This window comes from Sphaerisporangium rubeum (genome assembly GCF_014207705.1).
In the GTDB taxonomy this organism is placed as follows: domain Bacteria; phylum Actinomycetota; class Actinomycetes; order Streptosporangiales; family Streptosporangiaceae; genus Sphaerisporangium; species Sphaerisporangium rubeum.
The window spans coordinates 835,356-858,347 of record NZ_JACHIU010000001.1; the positions used below are offsets into that span (position 1 = coordinate 835,356).

Sequence of the window (22,992 nt, forward strand, 5' to 3'; positions counted from 1 at the left end):
CGATTGTCATGCACGACCAACTGCTCGGGTTGATCACCGGCGTCGTCGAGGAGCTCAACGAACGCAGGACCGAGAAGATCCCGACCGAGAACCTGCTCGGCGTGATGCTGTACGGCGACCAGGGGGTGTTCGACTCCATGCACCTGGTCAACTTCCTGGCACGGGTGGAGGAGGAACTGGAGGACGAGTACGACGTCGAGATCTCGCTGACCTCGGAGAAGGCCGTCTCCCGCCGGGTGAGCCCGTTCAGCAGCGTCCGGCGGCTGATCGACTTCATCGACGAGGAGATGCGGCTCGCCGGGGACGAGGCGGACGCGCCGGCCGCCGAGCCGGTGCGGCTCGGCGGCTGAGCCGATGACCACCAGAGAAGTGGCGGACGGGGCGGGTCGCGGCACTCCATGATCATCATGATCACCGGTACGCGGACCGGTATCGGCAAGGCCCTGGCCGAGCACTTCCTCGGCCGCGGCCACCAGGTCGTCGGGTGCAGCCGCAGGCCGTCCGCCATCGACCATCCCGGCTACCGCCACCACGAGGTGGACATCACCGACAGCGCGGGGATCAAGGCGATGTGCCGGGCCGTACGGCGCGAGCACGGGTACCTCGACGCGGTGGTCAACAACGCCGGCACGGCGACCATGAACCACTTCATGATGACCCCCGAGGACGCCGCTCGGCGGATCTTCGACGTCAACTTCTTCGCCGTGCTCAACTGCTGCCGCGAGAGCGTCAAGCTGCTGCAGAAGAGCAGCGGGTCCCCGGCGATACTCAACGTCTCCACCGTCGCCGTGCCGTGGGCCCTCGCCGGTCAGCTCGTCTACTCGGCCAGCAAGAGCGCCGTCGAACAGCTCACGCGGGTGATGAGCAAAGAGGTCGCCGACCTCGGCATCAGGGTCAACGGCATCGGCCTGCCGCCGGTCCACACCGTCCTCACCAGGACCGTGCCGAAGGAGAAGATCGACGCGCTGGTCGGACGGCAGACGTTCAAACGCATGTGCACCATGGCCGACATCACCGGGCCGGTCGAGTTCCTGATCTCACCGGAGTCCTCGTTCGTCACCGGGGAGACGCTTTTTCTTGGGGGGGTTCACTGAATGCGGGACGCGATACTCGCGAGGTTCGACGAGCTCGGCGACCGCGCCGCGGTCGTCGAGAAGGACACGACGTACAGCTACCGGCAACTGGCGGACGAGACGCGGCGCCTCGGAACGGTCCTGCGCGAGCACGGCGTGGCGCCGCATGACGTCGTGGTGCTCAACGGCGACTTCTCCTTCACGGCGATCGCCGCGCTGCTGGCGCTGTACATCGACCGCAACGTGCTGGTCCCCGTGGTGACCCTCACCGACGCCGTGCTCGCCACCGTCACCAGGGCCTGCGCGCCGCGGTTCGTGCTGCGGACGGCGGCCGGAGCGCGGATCGAGGAGATCCCCGGAATCCCGGCCGCCGGCGCCTACGACCCACTCGTCGCCGCCGGCACGTCCGGCCTCGTCCTGCTGAGCAGCGGCAGCACCGGCGAACCCAAGGCGATCCTGCACGACCTCGACGCCATCGTGGCCGAGAAGCTCGGCACACGGACCCGCGCCGCGGGCCGTCCGGCGAACATCCTGATGTTCCTGCTCTTCGACCACATCGGCGGGCTCAACTCGCTGCTCGGCGTGCTGCGCATGGGGGGCACCGCGATCGTTCCGGAGCGCCGCACGCCGGACGAGATCTGCGCGCTCATCGAGAAGCACCGGATCAGGCTGCTGCCGACCAGCCCGACGTTCCTCAACCTCATCATGATCGGCGGCTACCACCGCGAGTACGACCTGAGCAGCCTGCGCCTGATCACCTACGGCACCGAGCCGATGCCGCAGGAACTGCTGACCAGGGTCAACGCGGCGTTCCCCAAGGTCAGGCTGCTGCAGACGTTCGGCACCAGCGAGACCGGCATCTCGACGACCACCAGCGAGTCCTCACGCAGCACGTACTTCCGCATCGACGACGCCAACGTCCGGTACCGCGTCGTCGACGGCGAGCTGCAGCTCAAGAGCCGCACCCAGTTCCTCGGCTACCTCAACTACCCGAGCGACGCGCTCACCGAGGACGGCTGGTTCCGCACCGGCGACCTCGTCGAGCAGAACGCCGACGGCTACATGACCGTCAAGGGTCGCGCCAAGGAGCTCATCAACGTCGGCGGCGAGAAGGTGCTGCCGCTGGAACTGGAGTCCATCCTGCTCGGCAGCCCTCTCATCGACGACTGCGTCGTGTACGGCAGGCCGAACGCCATCACCGGCCAGTCGGTGTGCGTGGACGTCAAACCGCGCGGCGAGATGACCAGAGCCGAGGTCCGCAGGCACGTGACCGAGTTCCTGACCGGCAGGGTCGAGCCGTTCAAGATCCCCACCAAGGTCAACCTGATCGACTCGGTCACCGTCTCCGAGCGGTTCAAGAAGAAGAGGGCACTGCCATGAGCACCGGTCTCGTCGTGATCGGAGCGGGGACGTTCGCGGTCGAGGTGACCCGCTACCTCGACGACCTCGTGGCGGCCGGCCACGACTCCTGCCGCGTGGCGGGCCACCTCGCGGTGGCGGACGAGCCGGTGCACGTACCGGCCGCCGCGCTGGAGAAGTCCGCACCCGAGCCCGGCACCCGCGTCGTGCTCGCCGTCGCCGACCCGGTGCGGCGGCGCGAGCTGATCGACGGCCTGATCACCGAGCGCGGACTGGACGCCGTCGACGTCGTCCACCCCGCCGCCAGGGTCGATCCGGCCCAGCTCCTCGGCCCCGGCAACATCATCGGCCCCGACAGCTACATCGGCGCGGAAGCGGTGCTCGGCGGCTTCAACGTCGTCCACTACCACTGCTCCATCGGCCACCACTCGCGGGCCGGCTCCAACAACTTCTTCGCGCCGAACTTCCACTGCGGCGCCGGCGTGCGGATCGGCGACGACAACTTCTTCGGCCTGAGCTGCACCGTCGCACCTGGGGTGGACACCGGGAGCCGCAACAGGTTCCAGGCCGGCATCACCCTGTTCGAGGACGCGCCGAGCGGCCACTCCTACCTGGTCCCCAGTCGCATCAAGTCGATCAAGACGTCCTGAGGAAGGTCCAACTGATGAAGCGAGCCAAGGTCACCGTGATCGGCGCGGGACCCGCGGGCTGTGTGGCGGCACTGACGCTCCACAAGCTCGGCCACGAGGTCGAGGTGTACGAGAAGGGCCACTTCCCCCGGTACCGGATCGGCGAGTCGTTCCTGCCGGGAACGCTGTCGATCCTCAACCGGCTGGGACTCCAGGAGAAGATCGACGCCGCGGGTTTCGTGAAGAAGCCGTCGGCGACGTTCCTGTGGGGCCAGGACCAGGCCCCCTGGACGTTCTCGTTCTCCACCCCGAAGACCGCCTCATGGGTCTTCGACCACGCCATTCAAGTCAAGCGCGAGGAGTTCGACGCGCTCCTGCTGGACGAGGTACGCGAACGCGGCATCCCCGTCTTCGAAGGCACCGCCGTGACCGAGGTGGACGTGTCGGCCCGCGACCACGTCTCACTCGTCGTACGGCAGGGTGACGTCTCCCGCGCGGTCGAGAGCGACTTCGTCATCGACGCCGGCGGCGCCGGCAGCCCGCTGGCGCGGCAGCTCAAGGTGCGCCGCTACGACGAGTTCTACAAGAACTTCGCGGTGTGGTCCTACTTCAGGTGCGAGGAGCCGTTCGAGGGCGACCTCAAGGGGACCACGTTCTCGATCACCTTCGAGGACGGCTGGGTCTGGATGATCCCCCTCAAAGGCGACATCTACAGCGTCGGCCTGGTGGTCGACCGCTCCAAGGCGAGCGAGGTCAAGGAACTCGGCCCCGAGCGCTTCTACCGCGAGAACCTCGCCAAGGCCGTCCGCGCCACCGCCATACTCGGGGACGCGGAGATGATCGACGAGGTGCGCATCGTCCACGACTGGTCCTACGACTCCGAGTGGTTCTCGGCCGGCCCGTACTTCCTGTGCGGCGACGCGGCGTGCTTCACCGACCCGCTGTTCTCTCAAGGCGTGCACCTCGCCACGCAGTCCGCGGTGTCCGCCGCGTCCGCGATCGACCGGATCGCTCGGCACGAGGACGAACGCGACGCCGTGCACGCGTGGTACAACCGCAGCTACCGCGAGACCTACGAGCAGTACCACGAGTTCCTCGCCTCGTTCTACACCTTCGCCTCCTTCACCGAGCCGGAGTCGGAGTTCTGGCTCAGGCGCAGGATCAGCGAGTCCGACGACGCCAGGCTGACCCGCCGCCGGTGGTTCGACCGGCTGGTCCAGGACGACCCGGAGAACCCGTCCGCGTCGGTCGCCGACTTCCGGGACCGCGCCTCGACGATGATCGCCATCGGCAGGCACCAGCGTAAGGAACTGAGCGACGAGTTCTCGGAGAAGGAGCTCACCTTCGCGCGGGTCCGCTGGATCAGCGACCTCACCAAGCAGCTCAACCGCATCACCCGGCTCAAGTGGACCGGTCACGAGGTGCGCCTCGACCCGTACTACAAGGTCGAGCCACTGAGCTTCCGCCTGGAACGCAAGCACGTGCTGGCCAACGAGGACGGCCTCGACATGATCAAGTTCCCGGTGGAGGAGGAGCACCGGGAGATCTTCCAGGCCATCTCCAAGGAGGCCGTCGGCTACAAGACGCTGATCAAACAGCTCAACGACGCCGGTCTGCAGGAGGTCGGCTCGCAGATCGTCATCCGCCTGATGGAGGCCGGCCTGCTCAGCGGCTACGACAAGCACGACAGACGCGTCCACATCCAGGACCGGCTCCGTTTCGACGGCGTCGGCGTCGAGTACGAGGTCTGACCCATGTCCCCGACCTTGGTGTTCCTCGCCGGCATCGACAACTCCGGCCCCGGCCACTGGCAGGCCGTCTGGCACTCCCGCGTCCCCGGCTCGGTCTGGGTGGAGCACGGCTCCTGGGACGCGCCGGTGCGTGACGTGTGGGTGCGCGAACTCGACGAGGCCCTGCGTGCCGTCCAGGGCCCGAAGTTCCTCGTCGCGCACAGCCTCGGCTGCACGCTGGTCACCGAATGGGCCGCGCGGCACAAGGACGACGACGTCACCGGCGCGTTCCTGGTCGCCGTACCGGACGTCCACGGTCCGAACTTCCCCCCGCAGGCCGTGGGGTTCGGCACCCCAGAACCCCGGCGTCTCCCCTTCGCGTCGGTCGTGGTCGCCAGCGAGGACGACCCCTACGGCTCCCTGCCGTACGCCACCGAGACCGCCGCGATCCTCGGCGCCACCTTGGTGAACGTCGGCCCCAGGGGTCACATCAACGCCGCCTCGGGCCTCGGTGACTGGTCCGAGGGCTGGGACCTGCTCACCGGCGCCTTACCCCGCTGACCAGGCGAACCCAGAGCCGCGTCGTTCCGATCCCGGCGTGAATGCGCCGGGCCGGCGCGACCTGGCCTCTGCCGGGGTGTGTCAAAAAAGCTGAATCAGGCATTGACACACCCCGGTCCGGACATGTGCACTCTCATGCGAGAGAGCGCTCTCCACACTGCCGCCACCCAGTGGCGCACCCCCTCGTGAGGAGAAGCCGTGCACATGTCCCCGATCCCCGTCCCCCCACCCGGCACGAAAGGCCGCTCGTCCCCCCTCCTCCCCACCCTCGTCGCGCTGATCCTTGCGCTGACCTGCATGGTCGTCCTGCCGGCCCCGTCCCGCGCCGCCGCCTGCGGCACGGCCGACGCCGCGCTCGGCAGGCCCGCCACCGCGTCATCCACCGAGAACGCGACCTTCCCCGCCTCGGCCGCCGTGGACGGCGACGCCGGAACGCGCTGGTCGAGCGCGTTCGCCGACCCCCAGTGGATCCAGGTGGACCTCGGCTCCGTCCAGTCCGTCTGCCAGGTCGTGCTGAGCTGGGAGGCCGCCTACGCGCGCGCCTTCCGTATCGAGGTGTCGGGAAACGGTAGCTCCTGGACCTCGATCTACTCCACGACCACCGGCACCGGCGGCACCCAGACCCTCGGCGTCACCGGCTCCGGCCGCTACCTGCGCGTGTACGGCACCACCCGCGCCACCGTCTACGGCTACTCGCTGTGGAGCCTCACCGTGCGCACCGACGGCACCGGCCCGACGCCGACCCCGACCCCGCCGGACGCGTTCTGGGGCGACACCTCCTCCATCCCCGCCGCGCGCAACGTCGTCATGCTGAAGATCCTCAACCGCACCAACGGCCGGTACCCGGACTCGCAGGTCTACTGGAGCTACAACGGCCAGGTGCGCTCGATCGCCGAACAGCCGTACTTCGACATGCCGGCCAACACCGCGGGCCGCATGTACTTCTACGTCGGTTCGCCGAACAGCCAGTACTACGACTTCATCGAGTTCACCGTCGGCCCCGCGGTGTTCAACGGCAACACCACCCGCGTGGACGCCTTCGGCCTGAAGCTCGCCATGCGGCTGCACGCGCGCGACGGCTACGACGTGGCCGTGGGGGAGGACTACGCGACCTTCGCCGAGTCCCGTGAGGCGACGTTCCAGCGGTTCGTCAATGAGGTCCCCGCCGAGTTCAAGCCCCTGGCCCAGGTGCAGGCCCCGTACCGCATCCCCGCACCGGGCAACGCCGCGATCTTCCAGCCCGGGGGCCAGTACGCGAACTACTTCACCGGCTACGCCGCGCAGAACGGCGTCAACGCCACCACCGCGCAGGTGACCGGCTGCGCCGGCCCCCTCTCACAGTCCCCCAAACTGTGCGCCGCGCTCAACCGCCACGTCGCCGGCCTCTCCGACGCGCAACAGTCCGACCCGTCCCAGTACTACAAGGCGGCCCCCGCCAACCACTACGCCAGGTTCTGGCACGACCACGCGCTCGGGAAACGCGCCTACGGCTTCCCCTATGACGACTACGCCGACCAGTCCTCCTTCATCTCCCACGCCAATCCCCAGTACCTGCTGATCGCCGTGGGCTGGTAACCCCCGTCTCCGCGCCGATCACCGGGGAGGCGAGGCGCCTCCCCGGTGATCGGCAGGCAGGTGAACAAGAGCCGGCGACCGCTCCGGCCGTCGGAACTCCGCACCCCCGGCCCTCGTCCGGGACCCTCTGTCACTGAGGAGACAGGGGAAAGTCTCCGCGCTGCGACTGGGACGAAGAGCCGACGGTTCGTACGTTCCAGACATGCCGAGATTCAGTGTGCGACCGCAGCTGCGCAGGTTGAGTGACGGCAGTGTGACCATGGTGCGGGACCACTTCCGAGGCAATCCGTCCCCCGCGGCGGCCATCGGACTCGGCGCGGCGGTCCTGGTGGTGCTGGTCATCTTGGGGATCATCTTCCTGTGGCCGAGCTCACCGGAGCCGCCGGCGGTGTCCGTGGCCCCCGTCGCGGCGGCGCCGGCCGGCCAGGCGGGCCAGTCCGCGCGGCTGGCGACGTCCCTGCGTGACGCACGGGAAGAGTCGGGGATGTCGCTGGAGCGAGCCGCGGCCCAAGCGGACCTGTCACAAGAGACGCTCTCCCGCTTCGAGCGCGGCACGCTGCTGCCGAATGCCCGCGAACTCGACGCACTCTGCGAGGCGTACGAGGTCACCCCGGAGGTCCGGAACGAACTCATGGACCTCCAGTGGACGGCCGCCGGCTCTCGCTGACTCACGAACCACGCCGATCCAGTTCCCCGCGGAGCAGTTCCGCCTGCCGCCGCAGGTGGTCGAGCATGACTGTGGCCGCAGGCGTCAGGGTGGGGGCCTCGGGCAGTGTCACGCCGACCGAGCGTCGTACGGACGTGAGCGGCACCGGCAGTTCCGCCAGCCGGTCGTCGGTCGTGACGAGCAGCGCGGGAAGCGCGGCGATCATGTCGGTCGCCAGGAGCAGTGAGCGGATCGTCAGGATGGAGGTGCACTCGACACGGTTCTCCGGCATCGGCAGCCCGTGGCGCCGGAACACCTGCTCGAGCTCGTGTCTCAGCGCGGTCTGTTCGAGCGGGACGATCCATGGATGGCCGAGCAGTTCCGGCAGCGTGCGCGCCTGCCGAGCGGGATGTCCGGCACGGGCCACCAGCAGGGTGGGTTCGTCGTAGAGGGGGATCTGGCGCAGACCGGGCCGGTTCTCTATGGGGTTGAGCCGGCCGAGGATCAGGTCGGCGCCGCCGTCGGCCAGCCGGGGGACGAGTGAGTCGAAGGTGCCTTCCACGACGATCACCGTGATGCCGGGACGCTCGGCCTTCAGCGCGGCGATCGAGCGGGGCAGCAGCACGTTGGTCGCGGCCAGGAGGGTGCCGACGGTGACGGTGCCGGTCTCGCCGTCCGCCAGGCCGGCGATCCGGGCACCCGCGCGGCGCAGTTCCGCCTGTACGGCCCGCGCGTGGTCGATGAAGGCCTCGCCGAAGAGGGTGGGGGTGACCCCACGCGGGCCGCGATGGAAGAGCTCGACCCCGAGGATCTGCTCCACCTCACGCAGCCCGCGCGTCACGGCGGGCTGCGCCAGACGCAGGTGCTCGGCGGCGCGCAGGACGCCGCCCTGCTCGGCGATCGTCGTCACCAGCACCAGGTGCCTGAGCTTCAGGCGGCCGCTCAGCAGATCCAACGCGTGCGACATCACCGGCTCATCATATAAGCCGATAATTCACTGCTTACTTTGATATATCAACGCGAGTGACGGTGAGCCGCCGATCGGCCCGTGGACGGCGAGGATGCGGCTCAGGCGTGACGATCGAACAGCTTGACATAACAGAATCGCTATACCGAGCAACACGAGCGGTATTAGACTGTTATGTCAGACCGCTGCACAATGGCGGCCATGAAGCCCGCGCACTACGTCAACGGCGTCTTCACGACGACGGGAGCGGCCTTTCCGCTCATCTCACCCATCGACGGAAGCCGGCTGGGAGTCGTTCCCGAAGCGCCACGTGACGTCGTGGACGCGGCGGTGCGGGCCGCGAGATCGGCGATCGCCGGTCCCTGGGGACGCACCTCCGTCGAGGAGCGGTGCGTGTTCCTGCGCCGGATCGCCGACGGCATCGAGGCCCGCTTCGACGCGTTCGTCGACGCGGAGGTCGCCGACACCGGCAAGCCGCGCGAGTTGGCCTCGACGGTGGACATCCCGCGCGCGATCGGCAACTTCCGCGCCTACGCCGACCTCGCCTACGGCCGTCCGGAACGGGCCTACCCCACCACCGTCCCCGGGTGGAGCGGCAGCGGCCAGGCGCTCAACTACACGGTCCGCCGTCCCCTCGGCGTCGTCGCGATCATCTCCCCGTGGAACCTGCCGCTGCTCCTGCTCACCTGGAAGGTCGCACCCGCGCTCGCCGCGGGGAACACGATCGTGGCCAAGCCGTCGGAGGAGACGCCGTCCACCGCGACCCTGCTCGCCGGTGTTATCGACGAGGCCGGGCTGCCGGCCGGCGTCTTCAACCTCGTCCACGGACACGGCGCGGACGCGGCGGGGGAGCACCTCACCTCCCACCCCGGCGTCGACGCGATCGCCTTCACCGGCGCGTCCGCCACCGGCGCCGCCATCATGCGCCACGCGGCCGACCACGTCACCCCGGTCTCCTTCGAGCTCGGCGGCAAGAATCCCGCGCTCGTGTTCGCCGACGCCGACCTCACCGAGGCGGTCGAGGGGACCGTGCGGTCGAGCTTCACCCACTCGGGCCAGATCTGCCTGTGCACCGAGCGCGTCTACGTGCAGCGGCCCGTCTTCGAGGAGTTCGTCGCCGCACTGGCCGAGCGCACCCGCGCGCTGACGGACTACGGGCCCATGATCTCGGCGGAGCACCGCGACAAGGTCCTGTCCTACTACCGCCTCGGTGTCGAGGAAGGGGCCACGGTCGTCACCGGCGGCGGCGTGCCGGTCTTCGGCGACGAACGCGACGGCGGGTTCTTCGTCGAGCCGACCATCCTCACCGGGCTGCCGGAGAGCGCCAGGACCGTCCGGGAGGAGATCTTCGGGCCCGTGTGCCACGTGGCGCCGTTCGACGACGAGGACGAGGCCGTCCGCCTGGCCAACGACAGCCGGTACGGCCTGGCCGCGACGGTGTGGACCACCGACCTGTCGCGCGCGCACCGCGTGGCGCCGCGCGTCGAGGCGGGGATCGTCTGGGTCAACTGCTGGAACCTGCGCGATCTCCGTACGCCTTTCGGAGGTGTGAAGGCGTCCGGCATCGGCCGTGAGGGAGGCGAGTACTCGCTCGACTTCTTCTCCGAGCCCGTCAACGTGTGCGTGAAGATTTGAGGCCCGCTGTGAAAGACAACCACCAGGCCGCCGCGGCGCGACTGCTGGAGGCGTACGCCTCCGGCCGTCCGTGCGAACCGGTGCGTGACCTGATCGACGGCGTGGACGACGCCTACGCCGTGCAGAACCTCGTCACCGAGCGGTGGCTGGCACAGAGGCGGCGGCCGGCCGGTCGCAAGATCGGGCTCACCAGCGTCGCGGCGCAGCGGCGGTTCGGCGCGGCCTCGCCGGACTCCGGCGTGCTCTTCGCCGACATGGCCGTGCCGGACGGCGCGGAGATCCCGGCCGGCACGCTTCTGCGGCCACTCGTGGAGGCGGAGGTCGCGATCGTGCTCGAACGCGACCTGACGTACGAACGGCACACGGTGGCCGACGTGATCCGCGCGACGGCCTTCGCGCTGCCGGCGATCGAGATCGCCGACAGCCGCATCCGCGACTGGGATCTCACCTTCACCGACACCGTCGCCGACAACGCCTCGGCTGGCAGGTACGTCCTCGGCACCCGGCCGGTGCCGCTGCGTGACGCCGATCTGCGGATGGCCGGGATGGTCATCGAGCGGCGCGGCGAGCAGGTGTCGACCGGGATCGGCGCGAACTGCCTCGGCCACCCCCTCCACACGGTGGTGTGGCTGGCCGACACGCTGGTCGGGTCCGGCCAGCCGCTGCGAGCCGGGGACACCGTGCTGACCGGAGCGCTCGGCCCCGTCGTCCCGGCCGAGGCCGGTGACGTGTTCGAAGCGCGCATCGACGGGCTCGGCGACGTGCGCGTCGCGTTCGCCGGCCACGAAGGCCCCGCTCTGGAGGAGGAAGCGTGAATCCGCGCCTGGAGCAGTTCGCCGAGATCCTGGACGAGGCGACGTCGCGCCGTCGAGCCGTTCCCCGGCTCACCGGAACCGCCGAACTCGACGTACCCGCCGCGTACGAGGTGCAGCGAGCGCTGATCGAGCGGCGGCTGGCGCGCGGTGAGTCGCTCATCGGCGTCAAGATGGGGTTCACCAGCCGCGCCAAGATGGTCCAGATGGGCATCGACGACGTCATCTGGGGCCGGCTCACCGACGCCATGCTGATCGAGTCCAAGGTGGACACCGCCGGCCTGATCCATCCGCGCATCGAGCCGGAGATCGCGTTCCTGCTCGACCGGCCGGTGCGCACCCCCGCCGACGCGGTGGCGGCCGTCGGCGGGATCGCCGTGGGCTACGAGGTGCTCGACTCCCGCTATGAGGGCTTCAGCTTCGCGCTGGAGGACGTCATCGCGGACAACGCCTCAGCCGCCGGCTTCGGGCTCGGTCCCTGGCACGCGCCACGGGACGTCCGCAACGTCGGCCTGCTCCTGGAGATCGACGGCCGTCCCGTCGCGAGCGGCTCGTCGGCGGCCATCCTCGGCGATCCGGTGCGGTCACTGGTCGCCGCCGCTCGCCTGGCCGCCGCCGCCGGGATCGAGCTACGGCCGGGCTGGGTCGTCCTCGCCGGCGCCGCCACGGCGGCCGTCCCGCTTCCCGCCGGCGCGCACGTCCGCGTCCGCGCCGCGGGGCTCGGTCAGGTGGAGGTGACGACGTGACAGATGACCCTGACGCGCTGCTCGTGACGGGCAAGGCCGCACCGCGCGGCAGGTTCCCGCACGTCAGGAGGGCCGGCGACTTCGTGTTCGTCTCCGGCACCAGCTCGCGCCGTCCCGACGGCTCCTTCGCCGGCGCGACCGCGGACGCCATGGGGACGACCAGCCTCGACATACGCGAGCAGACCAAGGCGGTCATCGAGAACATCCGTGACCTGCTCGCGGCGGCGGGTGGAGACCTCACGGACGTGGTCAACGTGACCGGCTACCTGGTGAACATGAACGACTTCGGCGGCTACAACGAGGTCTACGGACAGTACTTCGACGAGAGCGGCCCCGCACGCACCACCGTCGCGGTCCACCAGCTCCCGCACCCCCACCTGCTCATCGAGATCGCCTGCACCGCCTACATCCCGCGAAGGAGCGTCACATGATTCCTCCCTTCAACCTGCACAAGTGGATCGACGAGAACCGGGACCTGCTCAAGCCGCCGGTCGGCAACGTGCAGATCTGGAAGGACGCCGACCTGATGGTCACCGTCGTCGGCGGGCCCAACCAGCGCACCGACTTCCACGACGACCCGATCGAGGAGTTCTTCTACCAGCTCAAGGGCGACATGGTCCTGCGCGTCATGGAGGAGGAAGGCAAGCCTCCCGTGGACATGCTCATCAGGGAGGGTGACGTCTTCCTGCTGCCGCCGCACGTCCGGCACTCCCCACAGCGGCCGGTGCCGGGCTCGATCGGCCTGGTCGTCGAGTACGCGCGTCCGCAGGGCCACCTGGACGCCTTCGAGTGGTACTGCGTGGAGTGCCACCGGCTGGTCCACCGCGCCGAGCTCCAGCTCCAGTCGATCGTCGAGGACCTGCCCCCCGTGTTCGAGGCGTTCTACGGCGGCGACCGCGCCTGTCCGCACTGCGGGGCGACGCATCCGGGCAAGGACTGGCCCGAACACCTACGACCGGTGGTCCGATGACCCGGGCCGTTCCGGTCTCCCCGCAGGTCGTCGATGTCCACACCCACGTCTTCCCGCGCATCTCACGACAGGAGAGCCGGCTCCTCGCCGGCGCGGGCGAGCCCTGGCTGCGTGAGGGCATGATGATGAGCGGCGAGGACGACTACCGTCCCGTCACGCCTGAACTGTGGGACGCGGGTGCGCGCCTGGCGGCGATGGACCGTTCCGGCGTCGACGTGCAGGTGGTCTCGTCCACGCCGCTGATGTTCGGGTACGCGGCCGAGCCGCGGCGCGCCGCCGAATGGTGTGAGATGGTCAACGACCGCATCCTCGCCTACTGCGCCGAGGATCCCGGCCGCCTGCTGCCCCTGTGCCAGGTCCCGCTGCAGGACCTCGGAACCGCCTGCGCGACGGTCACCAAGGCCAAGGCCGCCGGACACCGAGGAGTGCACATCGGCAACCATGTGGGCCCGCGCGACCTGCACGACCCGGAGATCGTCGCGTTCCTCACCCACTGCGCCGGCGAGGACATGCCGGTGCTCGTCCACCCGTGGGACATGCTGGCCCCCGACCGCATGGCGGGGTACATGCTGCCGTGGCTGGTCGGCATGGCGGCGGAGACCCAGCTCGGCATCCTGTCGCTGATGCTGTCCGGCGCGTTCGAGAAGCTGCCCGCGTCGCTGCGCCTGTGCTTCTGCCACGGAGGAGGCAGCTTCGCCTATCTGCTCGGCCGTGCCGACAACGCCTGGCGCAACCGCGACATCGTCCGGAAGGACTCACCCAAGCCACCCTCGGCGTACACCGACCGCTTCTACGTCGACTCGGCGGTGTTCGACCCGCGCGCACTTCGCCTGCTCGTCGAGGTGATGGGAAGCGAGCGGGTCATGCTCGGCACCGACTTCCCCTTCCCGCTCGGCGAGCAGGTCCCCGGCACGGTCGTCCGCGACTGCCCCGGCCTCGGTGACGCCGAACGGGCCGCGATCCTCGGCGGCAACGCGAGGAGATTCCTCGGGCTCGCGTGACCGGGACGTCACCTCGCGGACCGTTCCCGGCCAGGCCGCCGATGAGAAGGCCGGTGCCTGGACGCTCATGAGTTCGTCTCCTTCTCGCCGGTGGCGCGTGACGTGAGCCCGGCCCGGCTCAGGATGTCCTCGTGAGCCGCCGTCGCCTCCGCGCGGAGACGGGGCAGGTCGACGCCGGCCAGGGCCCCGCCGCGCTTGCGGATCTCGCCGGCGACCAGCACGGTGTCGACGTCGGCCCGGTCGGCCGAGGTGACGACGGTGGCCGCCGGGTCGCGCAGGGGGAGGGTGCGGATCGAGTCGGTCCGGACCAGGACGATGTCGGCGGCCTTGCCGGGGGTGAGGGAGCCGGTGCGGTCGCCGAGGCCGCAGGCTCTGGCGCCGTCGACGGTGGCGAGGCGCAGGACGTCGCGGTGGGTGAGGGCCGGGGTGAAGGGGGCCTCCGGGTCCTCCGGCAGGGCTTCCGCGCGGCCGAGGGCGAGGGCCATCCGCACCTGGGTGAACATGTCGCCGGGTGAGGTGGTGACCGTGTCGACGCTGAGCGTGGGGGCCACGCCGTGAGCGAGCATCGCGGTGATCCGCGGCAGGCCGTGGCCCATCACCAGCTCGACGTACGGCGCGATCGACACCGTGCCGCCGGAGTCGGCGATCATGGCGATCTCGTCGTCGGCGGTGGTCGTGCAGTGGATGAACGTCGTGTTCTCGCCGAGCAGGCCGAGCCGGTGCAGGGTGCGGACAGGGTGGCCGGTCGCGCCGCCGGAGCGCATCGCGGTGTGCACCGAGACGCGCACATCGAGCTCGCGGGAGAGACCCCAGTCGCGTACGGCGACCTCGTCGACCACGTTGCCGGGCTGGCGGAGCGCGAGCGCCATCGTGAGCAGCCCGTCGTCGGAGGGGAAGTGCTCGGCCCTGATCCGGCGCGCGTCGGCCGGGTGGTCGAGCTCGCTGCGGTACCACCACTGGCCGCCGGCAGGCATGCCGTGCGCGTACATGGCCCGGATGCCGGCCTGCCGCAGGCCCTCGATGGCGCCGTCGGCGTGGTCGGGGGTCTCGCTCGGCGACCAGTCGACCATGGTCGTGATGCCGGCGTCGAGCGCGTCGAGGGCGCCGACGTAGTTCCCGAGCCGCATCAGCTCGGGGGTGTAGGCCGGGGCGACGCTGTTGAAGATGGTGCTCATGAACTCGCCGAGCGTGCAGCTCGGCAGCAGTCCGCGGACCAGTGACTGGTAGGTGTGCCGGTGGGTGTCGACGAAGCCGGGAAGCACGACGGTGCCGGTCGCGTCGACGATCTCCGCGTCGTCGGCGGGCAGGCCGGGGCCGATCTCGGCGATCCGTCCGTCCACCACCAGGACGTCGCCGTCGACGTCACCGAGCGCGGGGTCCATCGTCACCACGTGGCCGCCGCGGATCAGCAGTCGGCTCATCGGCCCTCCTCCAGGATGGCGGCGAGTTCGCCGCTCGCGTGCACGGGCCGGCCGCCGAGCAGGGTCAGCTCCGACTCCAAGGTGAGAATCGTGTCCACATCGACGGTGAAGTAGTCGTCGGAGAGCACCGCGAGGTCGGCGCGGAAGCCCGGATCGAGCGCGCCGATCTCGCGCTCGGCGAAGCAGTTCCAGGCGCTGCCACGGGTGTACAGGCGCAGCGCCTCGTCACGGTCGAGCAGGTTCTCGTCCGCGACGATCCGGTCGCCGCCGATGGTGCGGCCGGTCAGGTAGAAGTGGAGCGAGGTGAACGGGTCGTAGGACGCGCCGCGCATCGCGTCGGTGCCGGCGCTCACCGGCACCCCTGCGTCCAGCAGAGCCCGCAGCGGCGGCGCGTCGCGAACCCGTTCCGCGCCGAACGCGCCTGCCAGCTGGTCGCCGAGGAACCGCAGCAGGCTCTGGGTGAGCACGCCGAGCCCGAGCGCGCGGACGCGGCCCACCTGTGCGGCGTCGATCATCTCGCCGTGCACGATGCCCCAGCGCAGCGGCGCCAGCGGGTACCTCGCGTTCACCTGCTCGCAGGCCGCGATGACGGTCTCGATCACCTCGGGACGGTGCGCGTGCATCTGCACCGGCCAGCCGCCGGCCGCCAGGTCGGTGAAGACACGGACCAGTTCGGCCCGGTCGGCGTCGGTCACGTCCACGCGGGTGTGCACCCGGTCGTGCAGGCCGTACAGGACGACCTCGCCGAAGCCGAGCAGCCGGAGCGTGCCGCTGCCGTGGCGGGGACGGCCGTAGCGCAGGTATCCGGCGATCTCCTCGGCCTCGCGGCCACGCGCCGACGCGTGCACGGTCAGGAACGTGCGGACGGTCAGCTCACCGCGCCGGTCCACCTCGTACACGGCCTGGTAGACGTCAGGGCCGGTGTTCACGCCGCCGCCGTCGATCAGCGAGGTCACGGCGAAGCGGTTGAGGTCACGGGAGAGCCTGGCGGTGGAGGCGATCTGGTCGTCCAGCGTCTCCTTGGGCAGCCGCGCGTAGAGCCATTTGCAGCCCTCCATACCCAGCACCCGGCCGGTCGGCCGGCCCTCGTCGTCCCACTCGAACAGGTGCGGGCCGGCCGCGTGCGCGGTCTCGGGGGTGAGGCCGGCGGCGCGCATGCCGGCGGTGTTGACCTGGGCCCAGTCGTACATCATCTGCACGAAGACCGGACGTTCCGGCGCGACCGCGTCCAGTTCGGCGCGGCCCGGCCCCCGGCCTTCGGGGAACTGGCGTTCGTGCCAGCCGCCGATCACCAGCACCCACTCACCCGGCGGCCGTGAGACCGCCGCCTCGGCGATCGTGCGCAGGCCCTCGGCCAGGCTGGGACAGCGTTCCCAGCGCAGCTCCGCGTTCCAGGTGAGCCCGGCCCGGACGAAATGGATGTGGTTGTCCACCAGGCCGGGGATCACGCACCGTCCCCCGAGATCCACCACCCGGGTCTCGGAGCCGGCGTACCGGCGGATCTCGTCGGTGCTCCCGGCCGCGAGCACCCGGCCGGCGCGGACGGCGAGCGCGGCCACCCGGGGGCCGCCGGCGCTGGTGGTGATGTCCCCGTCGACCAGGATCAGATCGGCCGTCATCGCGCCACCCGAGGCTCACCCAGCAGCGGGCTGGTCAGCAGGTACATCCCGGAGTTGGTGAAGGCCCAGACCAGGCGGCGGTCCCACTCGACGAAGATGCTCTCGGTCGGCACCAGGTAGGAACGCGGGTTGTCCAGCTCGTCGGTCATCCGGGGCACGAAGTACCCGGCCTGCGCCGGGTTGCGGATGTCGGTGAGGTCGAACATCTGGACGCCGGCGTTGCCGAAGGAGTACAGCGTGAGATCGGGATCGGCCGTGCCGGGGTGAGCGTTCGACCCGAACCTCTTCGGCCCGAACTTGCCGCGGCGGAACACGAAGTCCTGGTACGGCGCGCCGGGTGGCGGGAGCGGCCGGGGGAACGTCGCCACGATGCGCGGGTCGGTGGGGTCCCGGACGTCGACCACATAGATGTCCTTGTACGGCTCGTACCCGTCCTCGTTCATCGGGCCGCCGTTCACGAACACCACGCCTCTGCCGGTCACCCGGCTGGTGTCCACCACGTCGCCTTCGATGCCGGCCCAGCTGTGCGGCAGCTCCAGCGCGCCGGCCACCCGGGGCCGGCTCGGGTCGGCGAGATCGAGCACGTGCAGGCCGAGGCCCCCCATGACCGCGTAGCCGTACCTGCCGCCGCGGTCCAGGGGGACCGGCACCGACATGGGCACACGTGCGCCGATCCAGGATGTCCGGTTGCCGTGCCGGCTCCACGCCTGGTAGGCGGCGGTCTCGCCGATCCGCTGGCCGGGTACCCACCACGTGGACACCAGCTCGGGGTGCGCCGGGTCCGTCATGTCGTAGACGAGCTGGGCCGGCGCGTACGGGTAGGTGGCGAACTCCTGGTTGACGAACGTGTCGTCGGGGGCGGCGGCGATGAACATGTACCGGCCGCCGTCGTAGACGGGGGTGTCCACGCCGCCGGACCCCTGATGGATCCCGGTGGCGGGGTCGACCGGGCCGGTCGGCACCTCGGCCAGCAGCTTCCACTCGGTGGGACCCGTCAGCTCGTAGACCCGGAACCCGCGGAAGCCGGGTACCGACATCAGCCGGGGCAGCACGGCGGGATCGGCGTACTTGTCGGAGTCGGGACCGTAGGTGCGCGGCACCTCGAAGCACTGCACCATGATCCAGGCGCCGAGACGCGCGTTGTACGCGATCGCCGCCGCGCCGAACTCACCCTCATCCGGGTCGTACCGCTTCTCCAGCACCAGGTCGCGAGCCGTCGGGTCGGTGATGTCGTAGACGTTGAGCGCCTGCCGGTAGTAGTGGAACATGTAGCGCCGTCCACCCATGTCGACGACGTTCTGCCAGGTGTGGGTCAGCCGCACGACCGTCGGCCAGCGGGCCTCCACCGTCATGTTCGAGGCGTACTCGCGGTCCTCCAGGTGGTCCAGGCTCTGCGGCAGCGGACGTGGTCCGTTCACGTACGGTGTGCTCTCCGGGTGGACGAAGAGCCCGCGCTGTTCGTCCCACCCGTAGTCGGTCGTGGTCAACGTGCATCCCCTCTACTGTGGGCCGGTCACGCTCATCAAGGCGCGGACGCGTTCGCGGTCGCCGCGGAAGCCGGCGGGATCGGTGCGCCAGGCGATCTCCCCCTTGACCATCACCGCGACGTGGTCGGCGAGGCCGAGGGCCAGGCGGACGTTCTGCTCGACGAGCAGGACGGTGATGCCGTCGTCGCGCAGTGCGCGGACCACGTCGGCGACCTGGGCCACCACCATCGGGGAGAGCCCGTCGGACGGCTCGTCGAGCAGCAGCAGGCGCGGGTTGGTGAGCAGCGCTCTGCCGATGGCCAGCATCTGCTGCTCGCCGCCGGAGAGCTGGTCACCCCGGTTGCCGCGGCGTTCCTTGAGCCGCGGCAGCACCTCGTAGATCCGCTCCAGCGTCCAGGGTCCCGGCCGGTTGCGGCGTACGGCGATGCGGAGGTTCTCCTCGACGGTCAGCGGGCCGAACACCCGCCGGCCCTGGGGCACCAGCGCGATCCCGGCGGCGGCGATGGTGTCGGTCCGCGCGCCGGTGAGGTCACGTCCGGCGAACGTGACGCTGCCCGCGTACGCGCGGACCAGCCCGATCACCGACATGACCAGGGTCGACTTGCCGACCCCGTTCCGGCCGAGCACCGCGAGCACGGTGCCTTCCTCGACGGCCACGTCGACACCCTGGAGCACCGCGCTCCCGTCGTATCCGGCGCGCAGGCCGCGCACCTCGAGCAGCGGGCTCACTCGATCTCCTCCAGGTCGTCGTCGGTGGCCGACCACGACAGGTACGCGTCCTGGACCGCCGGGTCGGCCGACACCTCGGCCGGCGCGCCGGTGGCCAGCAGGCGGCCGTGGTGCAGCACGGAGATGTCGGTCGCCAGGCTGAACACGACGTCCAGGTCGTGCTCGACGATGATCACCGTCAGCTCGTCGGGGAGGGCCTTGACCAGCTCGACGAAGTCGGCAGACTCGGTCGCCGACATGCCGGCCGTCGGCTCGTCCAGCAGCAGCAGCCGGGGCCGCGCCGCCAGCGCCAGCGCCAGTTCCAGTTGCCGTCGCTCGCCGTGGGAGAGCGAGGAGACCAGGTCGCCGCTCCGCTCGGCCAGGCCGACCGCGGCGAGCGCCTCGCGGGCCGCGGCGGTCCGGTCGGGGTAGCGGCCGGCGCCGCGCCACCACACGGTGCCGATGCCCTGCACCCGCTGCGCGGCGAGGGCGACGTTCTCGGCCACCGTCAACGGCATGAAGACGCTGGAGTGCTGGTAGGTCTGCGCGATGCGCATCCGGGCCCGGCGCGGCTGTGAGCGGCGGGTGATGTCCTCACCGAAGTACCTGATCCGGCCACCGGTGGGGCGGATCTCGCCGGAGAGCAGCTTGAACATCGTGGACTTGCCCGCGCCGTTGGGGCCGATCAGCGCGTGCCTGGCCCCGGCCCGTACGGTCAGCGTCACGTCGTCGACCGCGCGCAGCGCGCCGTACGCACGCGTGAGGCCGTCCACCTGGAGTGCGGCGGTCATGTCGCGTGCCTCCGTCGCAGGGGGTTGCGGATCCCGGCGAAGCCGTCCGGCAGCGCGTAGACCACCACCACGAGCACCACGCCGAGCACGAACGGGCCGAGACCCTGCATGGAGATGGGCAGCATGTTCTGCACGACGATGATCAGCGCGGAGCCGGCCACCGCACCCCAGAGGCTCTGCGACCCGCCGACGATCAGCGCGAGCAGCGCCAGCGCCGAGGTGTGGAAGCTCATGTCGGACGGGGAGATGAACAGCGTCTGGGTCACCCACAGCGAACCGGCGATGCCGGCGATCGCGCCGCTGGCGGTGAACGCCGCGTACTTGTAGAGACCGGTGCTGTAGCCGAGGGCCCGCATCCGCGGCTCGTTGTCGCGTACGCCGAGCAGCGCGCGGCCGAACGGCGAGCGGATGATCAGCGCGATGAGTGCCGCCATCAGGAGCACGACGCCGGCGATGTACCAGTACACGACGGCGACGTGCCGCAGCTCGGCGCCGGGCCACAGCGTGAGCACGGGGATGTTGGCGAGGCCGTCGGAGCCGCCGGTGAGGGTGACCCTGGCGATGGCCACCAGGGCGAGCAGTTCGCCGATGGCCAGGGTGAGCATGAGCAGGTACGTGCCTTTGACCCGGACGAGCAGCCAGCCGGTGGCGGCGGCGACCAGCCCCCCGGCCACCGCCGCGATCACCAGCAGCGTGGGTGCGCTGGTGGTCAGCCGGTCGGCCAGCAACCCGGTCGCGTAGCCGCCGACACCGAAGAATCCGGCCTGGCCGATGGTCGGCATCCCGGCGATCCCCATCAGCAGGACGATGCTCATCACCATCAGGGAGAAGGCCAGGATCTGGGTGAAGGTGGACACGGCGTACGGGCCGAGCAGGAACGGCGGCGCGGCGGCGACCAGCACGAGCAGTGGTGGGGCGAGCGCTCGCGCCGGCGTGCGCTGGAGGAAGGTCATGCGGTCGCCTCCGCTCGGTTGAGGAGGCCGTGCGGACGCACGACCAGGATGAGCGCCATCGCGCCGAAGATGAGGAAGGGAGCGACCTCCGGCGCGAGGGCCGTCCCGAGGGTCTGCACCTGGCCGATCAGCAGGCCGCCGATCAGCGCGCCGCGGGCCGAGCCCATTCCGCCGATGACCACCACGACCAGCGCGATGAGCAGGACGTGGCCGTCCAGTCCCGGCCCCGCGCCGAGCAGCGGTCCGCCGAGGACTCCGGCCACCACGGCCAGCGCGGAACCGGCCGCGAGCACGCCGTAGAGGATCTTGCGGGTGTCGATGCCGAGCGTGCGGACGATGTCGGCGTCGGCGACGATGGCCCGCACGACGGCGCCGGTCATGGTGCGTTCCAGGATCACCTCGGCCAGGACGGCGATGACCAGACCGAAGCCGATCAGCACCAGCCGGTACACGGGGTAGGGGTCGCCGAAGAGCGTGACGCCGCCGTCCAGGCCGGCCGGGGCGGGCACCGAGCGCACGTCCGCGCCGAAGACCCAGAGCAGCAGGCTGGACCCGGCCATCGAGATGCCGAGGGTGAGCAGCGCCTCGGCCATGTGGCCGCGCCGGGCCAGCGGCCGGGTGACCGCGGTCAGCCCGACCCCGGCCACGGCGCCGAGGGCCAGCGCGACGCTGAGCGCCAGCACCCACGACAGCCACGCGCCGCCGGGAGCCACCAGCACGGCGGCGGCGTAGGCGCCGGCCAGGAAAAACGTGCCGTGCGCCAGATTCAGCAGGTTGAGCATGCCGAACACGAGTGACAGGCCGATGGCCAGCGTGTAGAGCAGGAGCCCGTACGCCAGTCCGTTGATCACCGTGATGAGGTTGGCGTCGAACCATTGTGTCGCCGCGGACACGTTCCTCCCTTCGGGGTGGATGCCGGGTGGCGGCGCGTCCGTGCCGGACGCGCCGCCTGTGGCGCTTTCAGGACTTCTTGCCGTCGCTGGAGTAGACGCCGAGGACCTCGATCACCTCGTCGGTCATGACGCCGCCGTTCTCGGTGGCCCGCCGCAGGTAGATGGTCTGGGTGGGTGCCTGGAAGCTGTCGAAGCGCCAGGTGCCGCGTGGCGTCTCGATGTCTCCCACCTGGCCGAGCGCCGCGTTGATGGCCTCGCCGGTGACCGCGCCGCCGCCGATCGACGCGATCGCCTTGTCCAGGACGGCGGCGGAGGCGTATTGCGCCTCGGAGTACACCGAGGGCTGGGCCTTGTGCTTGGCGGCGTACGCCTCGACGAACTCCTTGTTCGCGGGGGAGTCGATGCGAGGGCTGTAGATCGAGTTGGTCAGCACCCCGGCGGCGGCCGGGCCCTGAGCGGCGAGGTTGCCTTCGGTCAGCGCCTGGTTGCCGTAGAGGGTGGCCTTGGTGTTGAGGCCGAACTGAGCGTATTGAGTGACGAACTTGGCGGCCTCCGCGCCGGCGTAGAACGCGTACACCGCGGCGGCCTTGCTCTTCTGGATCTCCGACAGGTAGGGCTGGTAGTCCTGGGTGGTGCCGAACGGCGTGAACGTGGTGCCGGCGACCTTGACCCCGCCGGATTCCAGCCCGCTCTTGACGGCCTCGATGATGTCGCGGCCCTGCTTGTAGTCGGCGCCGATCAGGTAGACCGGCTTGTCCTTCGCCTGGGCCACCAGGTAGTCGACGATGGAGGTGTTCATCATCGGGTTGGTCCAGCCGACCCGCCACCAGTACGGGTTGTCGGAGACCTGGCCGGTGGACACCACCGGGATCTTCGCGTCCGAGAAGACCGTGGCCACGCCGACGGCGGTCGCGCTGTTCACGATGCCGGTGACCGCGGCCACCTGCTCCTGCTGTACGAGCCGCCGCGCGGCGGCCGTGCCGGTCTGCGGCGTGCTGCCTTCGTCCACGGTCACGAGGTCGACCTCGCGGCCGCCGAGCTTTCCGTCGTGCTTGTCGAGGTAGATCTGCATCGCGCGCTCGAGGTCGGTGCCGATCGAGGCGTAGACGCCGGACTTCGGCACCATGAACCCGATCTTGACCGGATCGTCCTTGTCGGTGGACCCGGTGGTCCCGCCACCCGCGACCGTGCTGCCGCCGCAGCCCGCGAGGGTGAGTGCGAGCGCGGCGGCGATCGCCGTGATGGCTGCTCTGCCTGTCATACCGCCAACTCCTTGCGCTGTGGACACCGCCGGACCCCCGATACGGACGACCCGGTGGCCGCGCTCGCAACGATGTCTGTTTTCTACTGGTTTCGCAGGATTTGTAGCAACCCTACGGTGAGTATTTTTGGCCTAGTGGCCATCTGGCATAGCCA

At 70.2% G+C, this 22,992-nt stretch carries 22 protein-coding genes and 1 pseudogene; 14 read left to right on the plus strand and 9 right to left on the minus strand.

Going from position 1 to position 22,992, the window contains the following annotated elements; all coding sequences use genetic code 11:
- Positions 1-8: 8 nt before the first annotated feature.
- The 8 genes and pseudogenes from BJ992_RS03250 to BJ992_RS03285 all read left to right on the plus strand — a co-directional run bounded on the left by BJ992_RS03250 (position 9) and on the right by BJ992_RS03285 (position 7,594).
- Positions 9-350 (plus strand): hypothetical protein, encoded by a 342-nt coding sequence (locus BJ992_RS03250; protein ID WP_184978465.1) that lies wholly within the window; start codon positions 9-11, stop codon positions 348-350.
- Between the two features lie 57 nt (positions 351-407).
- Positions 408-1,094: an SDR family NAD(P)-dependent oxidoreductase gene (locus tag BJ992_RS03255; RefSeq protein ID WP_221474670.1), complete on the plus strand. Its 687-nt coding sequence runs from the start codon at positions 408-410 to the stop codon at positions 1,092-1,094.
- Positions 1,095-2,453, plus strand: a complete 1,359-nt coding sequence (locus tag BJ992_RS03260) for a long-chain fatty acid--CoA ligase (RefSeq protein WP_184978467.1) — start codon at positions 1,095-1,097, stop codon at positions 2,451-2,453.
- Positions 2,450-3,082 (plus strand): LbetaH domain-containing protein, encoded by a 633-nt coding sequence (locus tag BJ992_RS03265; RefSeq protein ID WP_184978468.1) that lies wholly within the window; start codon positions 2,450-2,452, stop codon positions 3,080-3,082. The genes BJ992_RS03260 and BJ992_RS03265 overlap by 4 nt, the downstream gene beginning before the upstream one ends.
- A gap of 29 nt (positions 3,083-3,111) precedes the next feature.
- Positions 3,112-4,812 (plus strand): annotated as a pseudogene (gene cmlS, locus BJ992_RS03270) (chloramphenicol-biosynthetic FADH2-dependent halogenase CmlS); the annotation flags it as partial.
- Positions 4,813-4,815: 3 nt separating this feature from the next.
- Entirely contained in the window at positions 4,816-5,352 is a 537-nt protein-coding gene (locus BJ992_RS03275) for an RBBP9/YdeN family alpha/beta hydrolase (protein WP_184978470.1), read from the plus strand.
- Between the two features lie 204 nt (positions 5,353-5,556).
- Positions 5,557-6,927 (plus strand): beta-1,3-glucanase family protein, encoded by a 1,371-nt coding sequence (locus BJ992_RS03280; RefSeq protein ID WP_184978471.1) that lies wholly within the window; start codon positions 5,557-5,559, stop codon positions 6,925-6,927.
- A 202-nt stretch (positions 6,928-7,129) separates the two neighbouring features.
- Entirely contained in the window at positions 7,130-7,594 is a 465-nt protein-coding gene (locus tag BJ992_RS03285) for a helix-turn-helix domain-containing protein (protein ID WP_184978472.1), read from the plus strand.
- A gap of 1 nt (position 7,595) precedes the next feature.
- Here BJ992_RS03285 and BJ992_RS03290 read toward each other — a convergent pair whose 3' ends face one another.
- Entirely contained in the window at positions 7,596-8,540 is a 945-nt protein-coding gene (locus tag BJ992_RS03290) for a LysR substrate-binding domain-containing protein (protein WP_184978473.1), read from the minus strand.
- Between the two features lie 201 nt (positions 8,541-8,741).
- On the opposite strand from BJ992_RS03290, the gene BJ992_RS03295 reads away from it, so the two are divergent.
- Genes BJ992_RS03295 through BJ992_RS03320 form a run of 6 tightly spaced genes read left to right on the plus strand, consistent with a single transcriptional unit; the run spans position 8,742 to position 13,704 of the window.
- On the plus strand, positions 8,742-10,175 hold the full coding sequence (locus BJ992_RS03295) for a 2-hydroxymuconic semialdehyde dehydrogenase (protein ID WP_184978474.1): 1,434 nt from the start codon (positions 8,742-8,744) through the stop codon (positions 10,173-10,175).
- A gap of 8 nt (positions 10,176-10,183) precedes the next feature.
- A complete protein-coding gene (locus BJ992_RS03300; RefSeq protein ID WP_184978475.1) occupies positions 10,184-10,990 on the plus strand; it encodes a fumarylacetoacetate hydrolase family protein in 807 nt (268 codons plus the stop codon).
- Positions 10,987-11,733, plus strand: coding sequence for a fumarylacetoacetate hydrolase family protein (locus tag BJ992_RS03305; protein ID WP_184978476.1), 747 nt, complete (start codon positions 10,987-10,989; stop codon positions 11,731-11,733). The genes BJ992_RS03300 and BJ992_RS03305 overlap by 4 nt, the downstream gene beginning before the upstream one ends.
- Entirely contained in the window at positions 11,730-12,164 is a 435-nt protein-coding gene (locus BJ992_RS03310; protein WP_184978477.1) for a Rid family hydrolase, read from the plus strand. The genes BJ992_RS03305 and BJ992_RS03310 overlap by 4 nt, the downstream gene beginning before the upstream one ends.
- Complete coding sequence (locus BJ992_RS03315) at positions 12,161-12,703, plus strand: 3-hydroxyanthranilate 3,4-dioxygenase (RefSeq protein ID WP_184978478.1); 543 nt, start codon at positions 12,161-12,163, stop codon at positions 12,701-12,703. The genes BJ992_RS03310 and BJ992_RS03315 overlap by 4 nt, the downstream gene beginning before the upstream one ends.
- Positions 12,700-13,704, plus strand: a complete 1,005-nt coding sequence (locus BJ992_RS03320) for an amidohydrolase family protein (RefSeq protein ID WP_184978479.1) — start codon at positions 12,700-12,702, stop codon at positions 13,702-13,704. The genes BJ992_RS03315 and BJ992_RS03320 overlap by 4 nt, the downstream gene beginning before the upstream one ends.
- Positions 13,705-13,769: 65 nt before the next feature.
- Here the strand turns inward: BJ992_RS03320 and BJ992_RS03325 are convergent, their stop codons facing one another.
- From BJ992_RS03325 to BJ992_RS03360, 8 genes are all read right to left on the minus strand, one after another.
- Positions 13,770-15,125 (minus strand): amidohydrolase family protein, encoded by a 1,356-nt coding sequence (locus BJ992_RS03325; protein ID WP_184978480.1) that lies wholly within the window; start codon positions 15,123-15,125, stop codon positions 13,770-13,772.
- Positions 15,122-16,744 carry an amidohydrolase gene (locus BJ992_RS03330; protein WP_184978481.1) on the minus strand — a complete coding sequence of 541 codons (1,623 nt, stop codon included), beginning with the start codon at positions 16,742-16,744 and terminating at the stop codon, positions 15,122-15,124. Before BJ992_RS03330 ends, BJ992_RS03325 begins: the two co-directional genes overlap by 4 nt.
- Positions 16,741-18,231 carry an LVIVD repeat-containing protein gene (locus BJ992_RS03335; protein WP_184978482.1) on the minus strand — a complete coding sequence of 497 codons (1,491 nt, stop codon included), beginning with the start codon at positions 18,229-18,231 and terminating at the stop codon, positions 16,741-16,743. The genes BJ992_RS03330 and BJ992_RS03335 overlap by 4 nt, the downstream gene beginning before the upstream one ends.
- Positions 18,232-18,243: 12 nt before the next feature.
- Positions 18,244-18,960, minus strand: a complete 717-nt coding sequence (locus BJ992_RS03340; protein WP_221474672.1) for an ABC transporter ATP-binding protein — start codon at positions 18,958-18,960, stop codon at positions 18,244-18,246.
- A complete protein-coding gene (locus tag BJ992_RS03345) occupies positions 18,957-19,730 on the minus strand; it encodes an ABC transporter ATP-binding protein (RefSeq protein ID WP_184978483.1) in 774 nt (257 codons plus the stop codon). Before BJ992_RS03345 ends, BJ992_RS03340 begins: the two co-directional genes overlap by 4 nt.
- Positions 19,727-20,683 (minus strand): branched-chain amino acid ABC transporter permease, encoded by a 957-nt coding sequence (locus tag BJ992_RS03350; protein ID WP_184978484.1) that lies wholly within the window; start codon positions 20,681-20,683, stop codon positions 19,727-19,729. The genes BJ992_RS03345 and BJ992_RS03350 overlap by 4 nt, the downstream gene beginning before the upstream one ends.
- A complete protein-coding gene (locus tag BJ992_RS03355; protein ID WP_184978485.1) occupies positions 20,680-21,576 on the minus strand; it encodes an ABC transporter permease subunit in 897 nt (298 codons plus the stop codon). Before BJ992_RS03355 ends, BJ992_RS03350 begins: the two co-directional genes overlap by 4 nt.
- Positions 21,577-21,643: 67 nt before the next feature.
- Positions 21,644-22,837, minus strand: coding sequence for an ABC transporter substrate-binding protein (locus BJ992_RS03360; RefSeq protein ID WP_184978486.1), 1,194 nt, complete (start codon positions 22,835-22,837; stop codon positions 21,644-21,646).
- Positions 22,838-22,992 lie beyond the last annotated feature (155 nt).

Bases quoted from the DNA above. Each gene is read 5' to 3' on its own strand.
- BJ992_RS03345 (WP_184978483.1), bottom strand. From the start codon at position 19,730: ATGACCGCCGCACTCCAGGTGGACGGCCTCACGCGTGCGTACGGCGCG.
- BJ992_RS03280 (WP_184978471.1), top strand. From the start codon at position 5,557: ATGTCCCCGATCCCCGTCCCCCCACCCGGCACGAAAGGCCGCTCGTCC.
- BJ992_RS03250 (WP_184978465.1), top strand. From the start codon at position 9: ATGCACGACCAACTGCTCGGGTTGATCACCGGCGTCGTCGAGGAGCTC.
- BJ992_RS03265 (WP_184978468.1), top strand. From the start codon at position 2,450: ATGAGCACCGGTCTCGTCGTGATCGGAGCGGGGACGTTCGCGGTCGAG.
- BJ992_RS03255 (WP_221474670.1), top strand. From the start codon at position 408: ATGATCACCGGTACGCGGACCGGTATCGGCAAGGCCCTGGCCGAGCAC.
- BJ992_RS03295 (WP_184978474.1), top strand. From the start codon at position 8,742: ATGAAGCCCGCGCACTACGTCAACGGCGTCTTCACGACGACGGGAGCG.
- BJ992_RS03260 (WP_184978467.1), top strand. From the start codon at position 1,095: ATGCGGGACGCGATACTCGCGAGGTTCGACGAGCTCGGCGACCGCGCC.
- BJ992_RS03275 (WP_184978470.1), top strand. From the start codon at position 4,816: ATGTCCCCGACCTTGGTGTTCCTCGCCGGCATCGACAACTCCGGCCCC.
- BJ992_RS03285 (WP_184978472.1), top strand. From the start codon at position 7,130: ATGCCGAGATTCAGTGTGCGACCGCAGCTGCGCAGGTTGAGTGACGGC.
- BJ992_RS03320 (WP_184978479.1), top strand. From the start codon at position 12,700: ATGACCCGGGCCGTTCCGGTCTCCCCGCAGGTCGTCGATGTCCACACC.
- BJ992_RS03350 (WP_184978484.1), bottom strand. From the start codon at position 20,683: ATGACCTTCCTCCAGCGCACGCCGGCGCGAGCGCTCGCCCCACCACTG.
- BJ992_RS03325 (WP_184978480.1), bottom strand. From the start codon at position 15,125: ATGAGCCGACTGCTGATCCGCGGCGGCCACGTGGTGACGATGGACCCC.
- BJ992_RS03330 (WP_184978481.1), bottom strand. From the start codon at position 16,744: ATGACGGCCGATCTGATCCTGGTCGACGGGGACATCACCACCAGCGCC.
- BJ992_RS03360 (WP_184978486.1), bottom strand. From the start codon at position 22,837: ATGACAGGCAGAGCAGCCATCACGGCGATCGCCGCCGCGCTCGCACTC.
- BJ992_RS03315 (WP_184978478.1), top strand. From the start codon at position 12,161: ATGATTCCTCCCTTCAACCTGCACAAGTGGATCGACGAGAACCGGGAC.
- BJ992_RS03290 (WP_184978473.1), bottom strand. From the start codon at position 8,540: ATGTCGCACGCGTTGGATCTGCTGAGCGGCCGCCTGAAGCTCAGGCAC.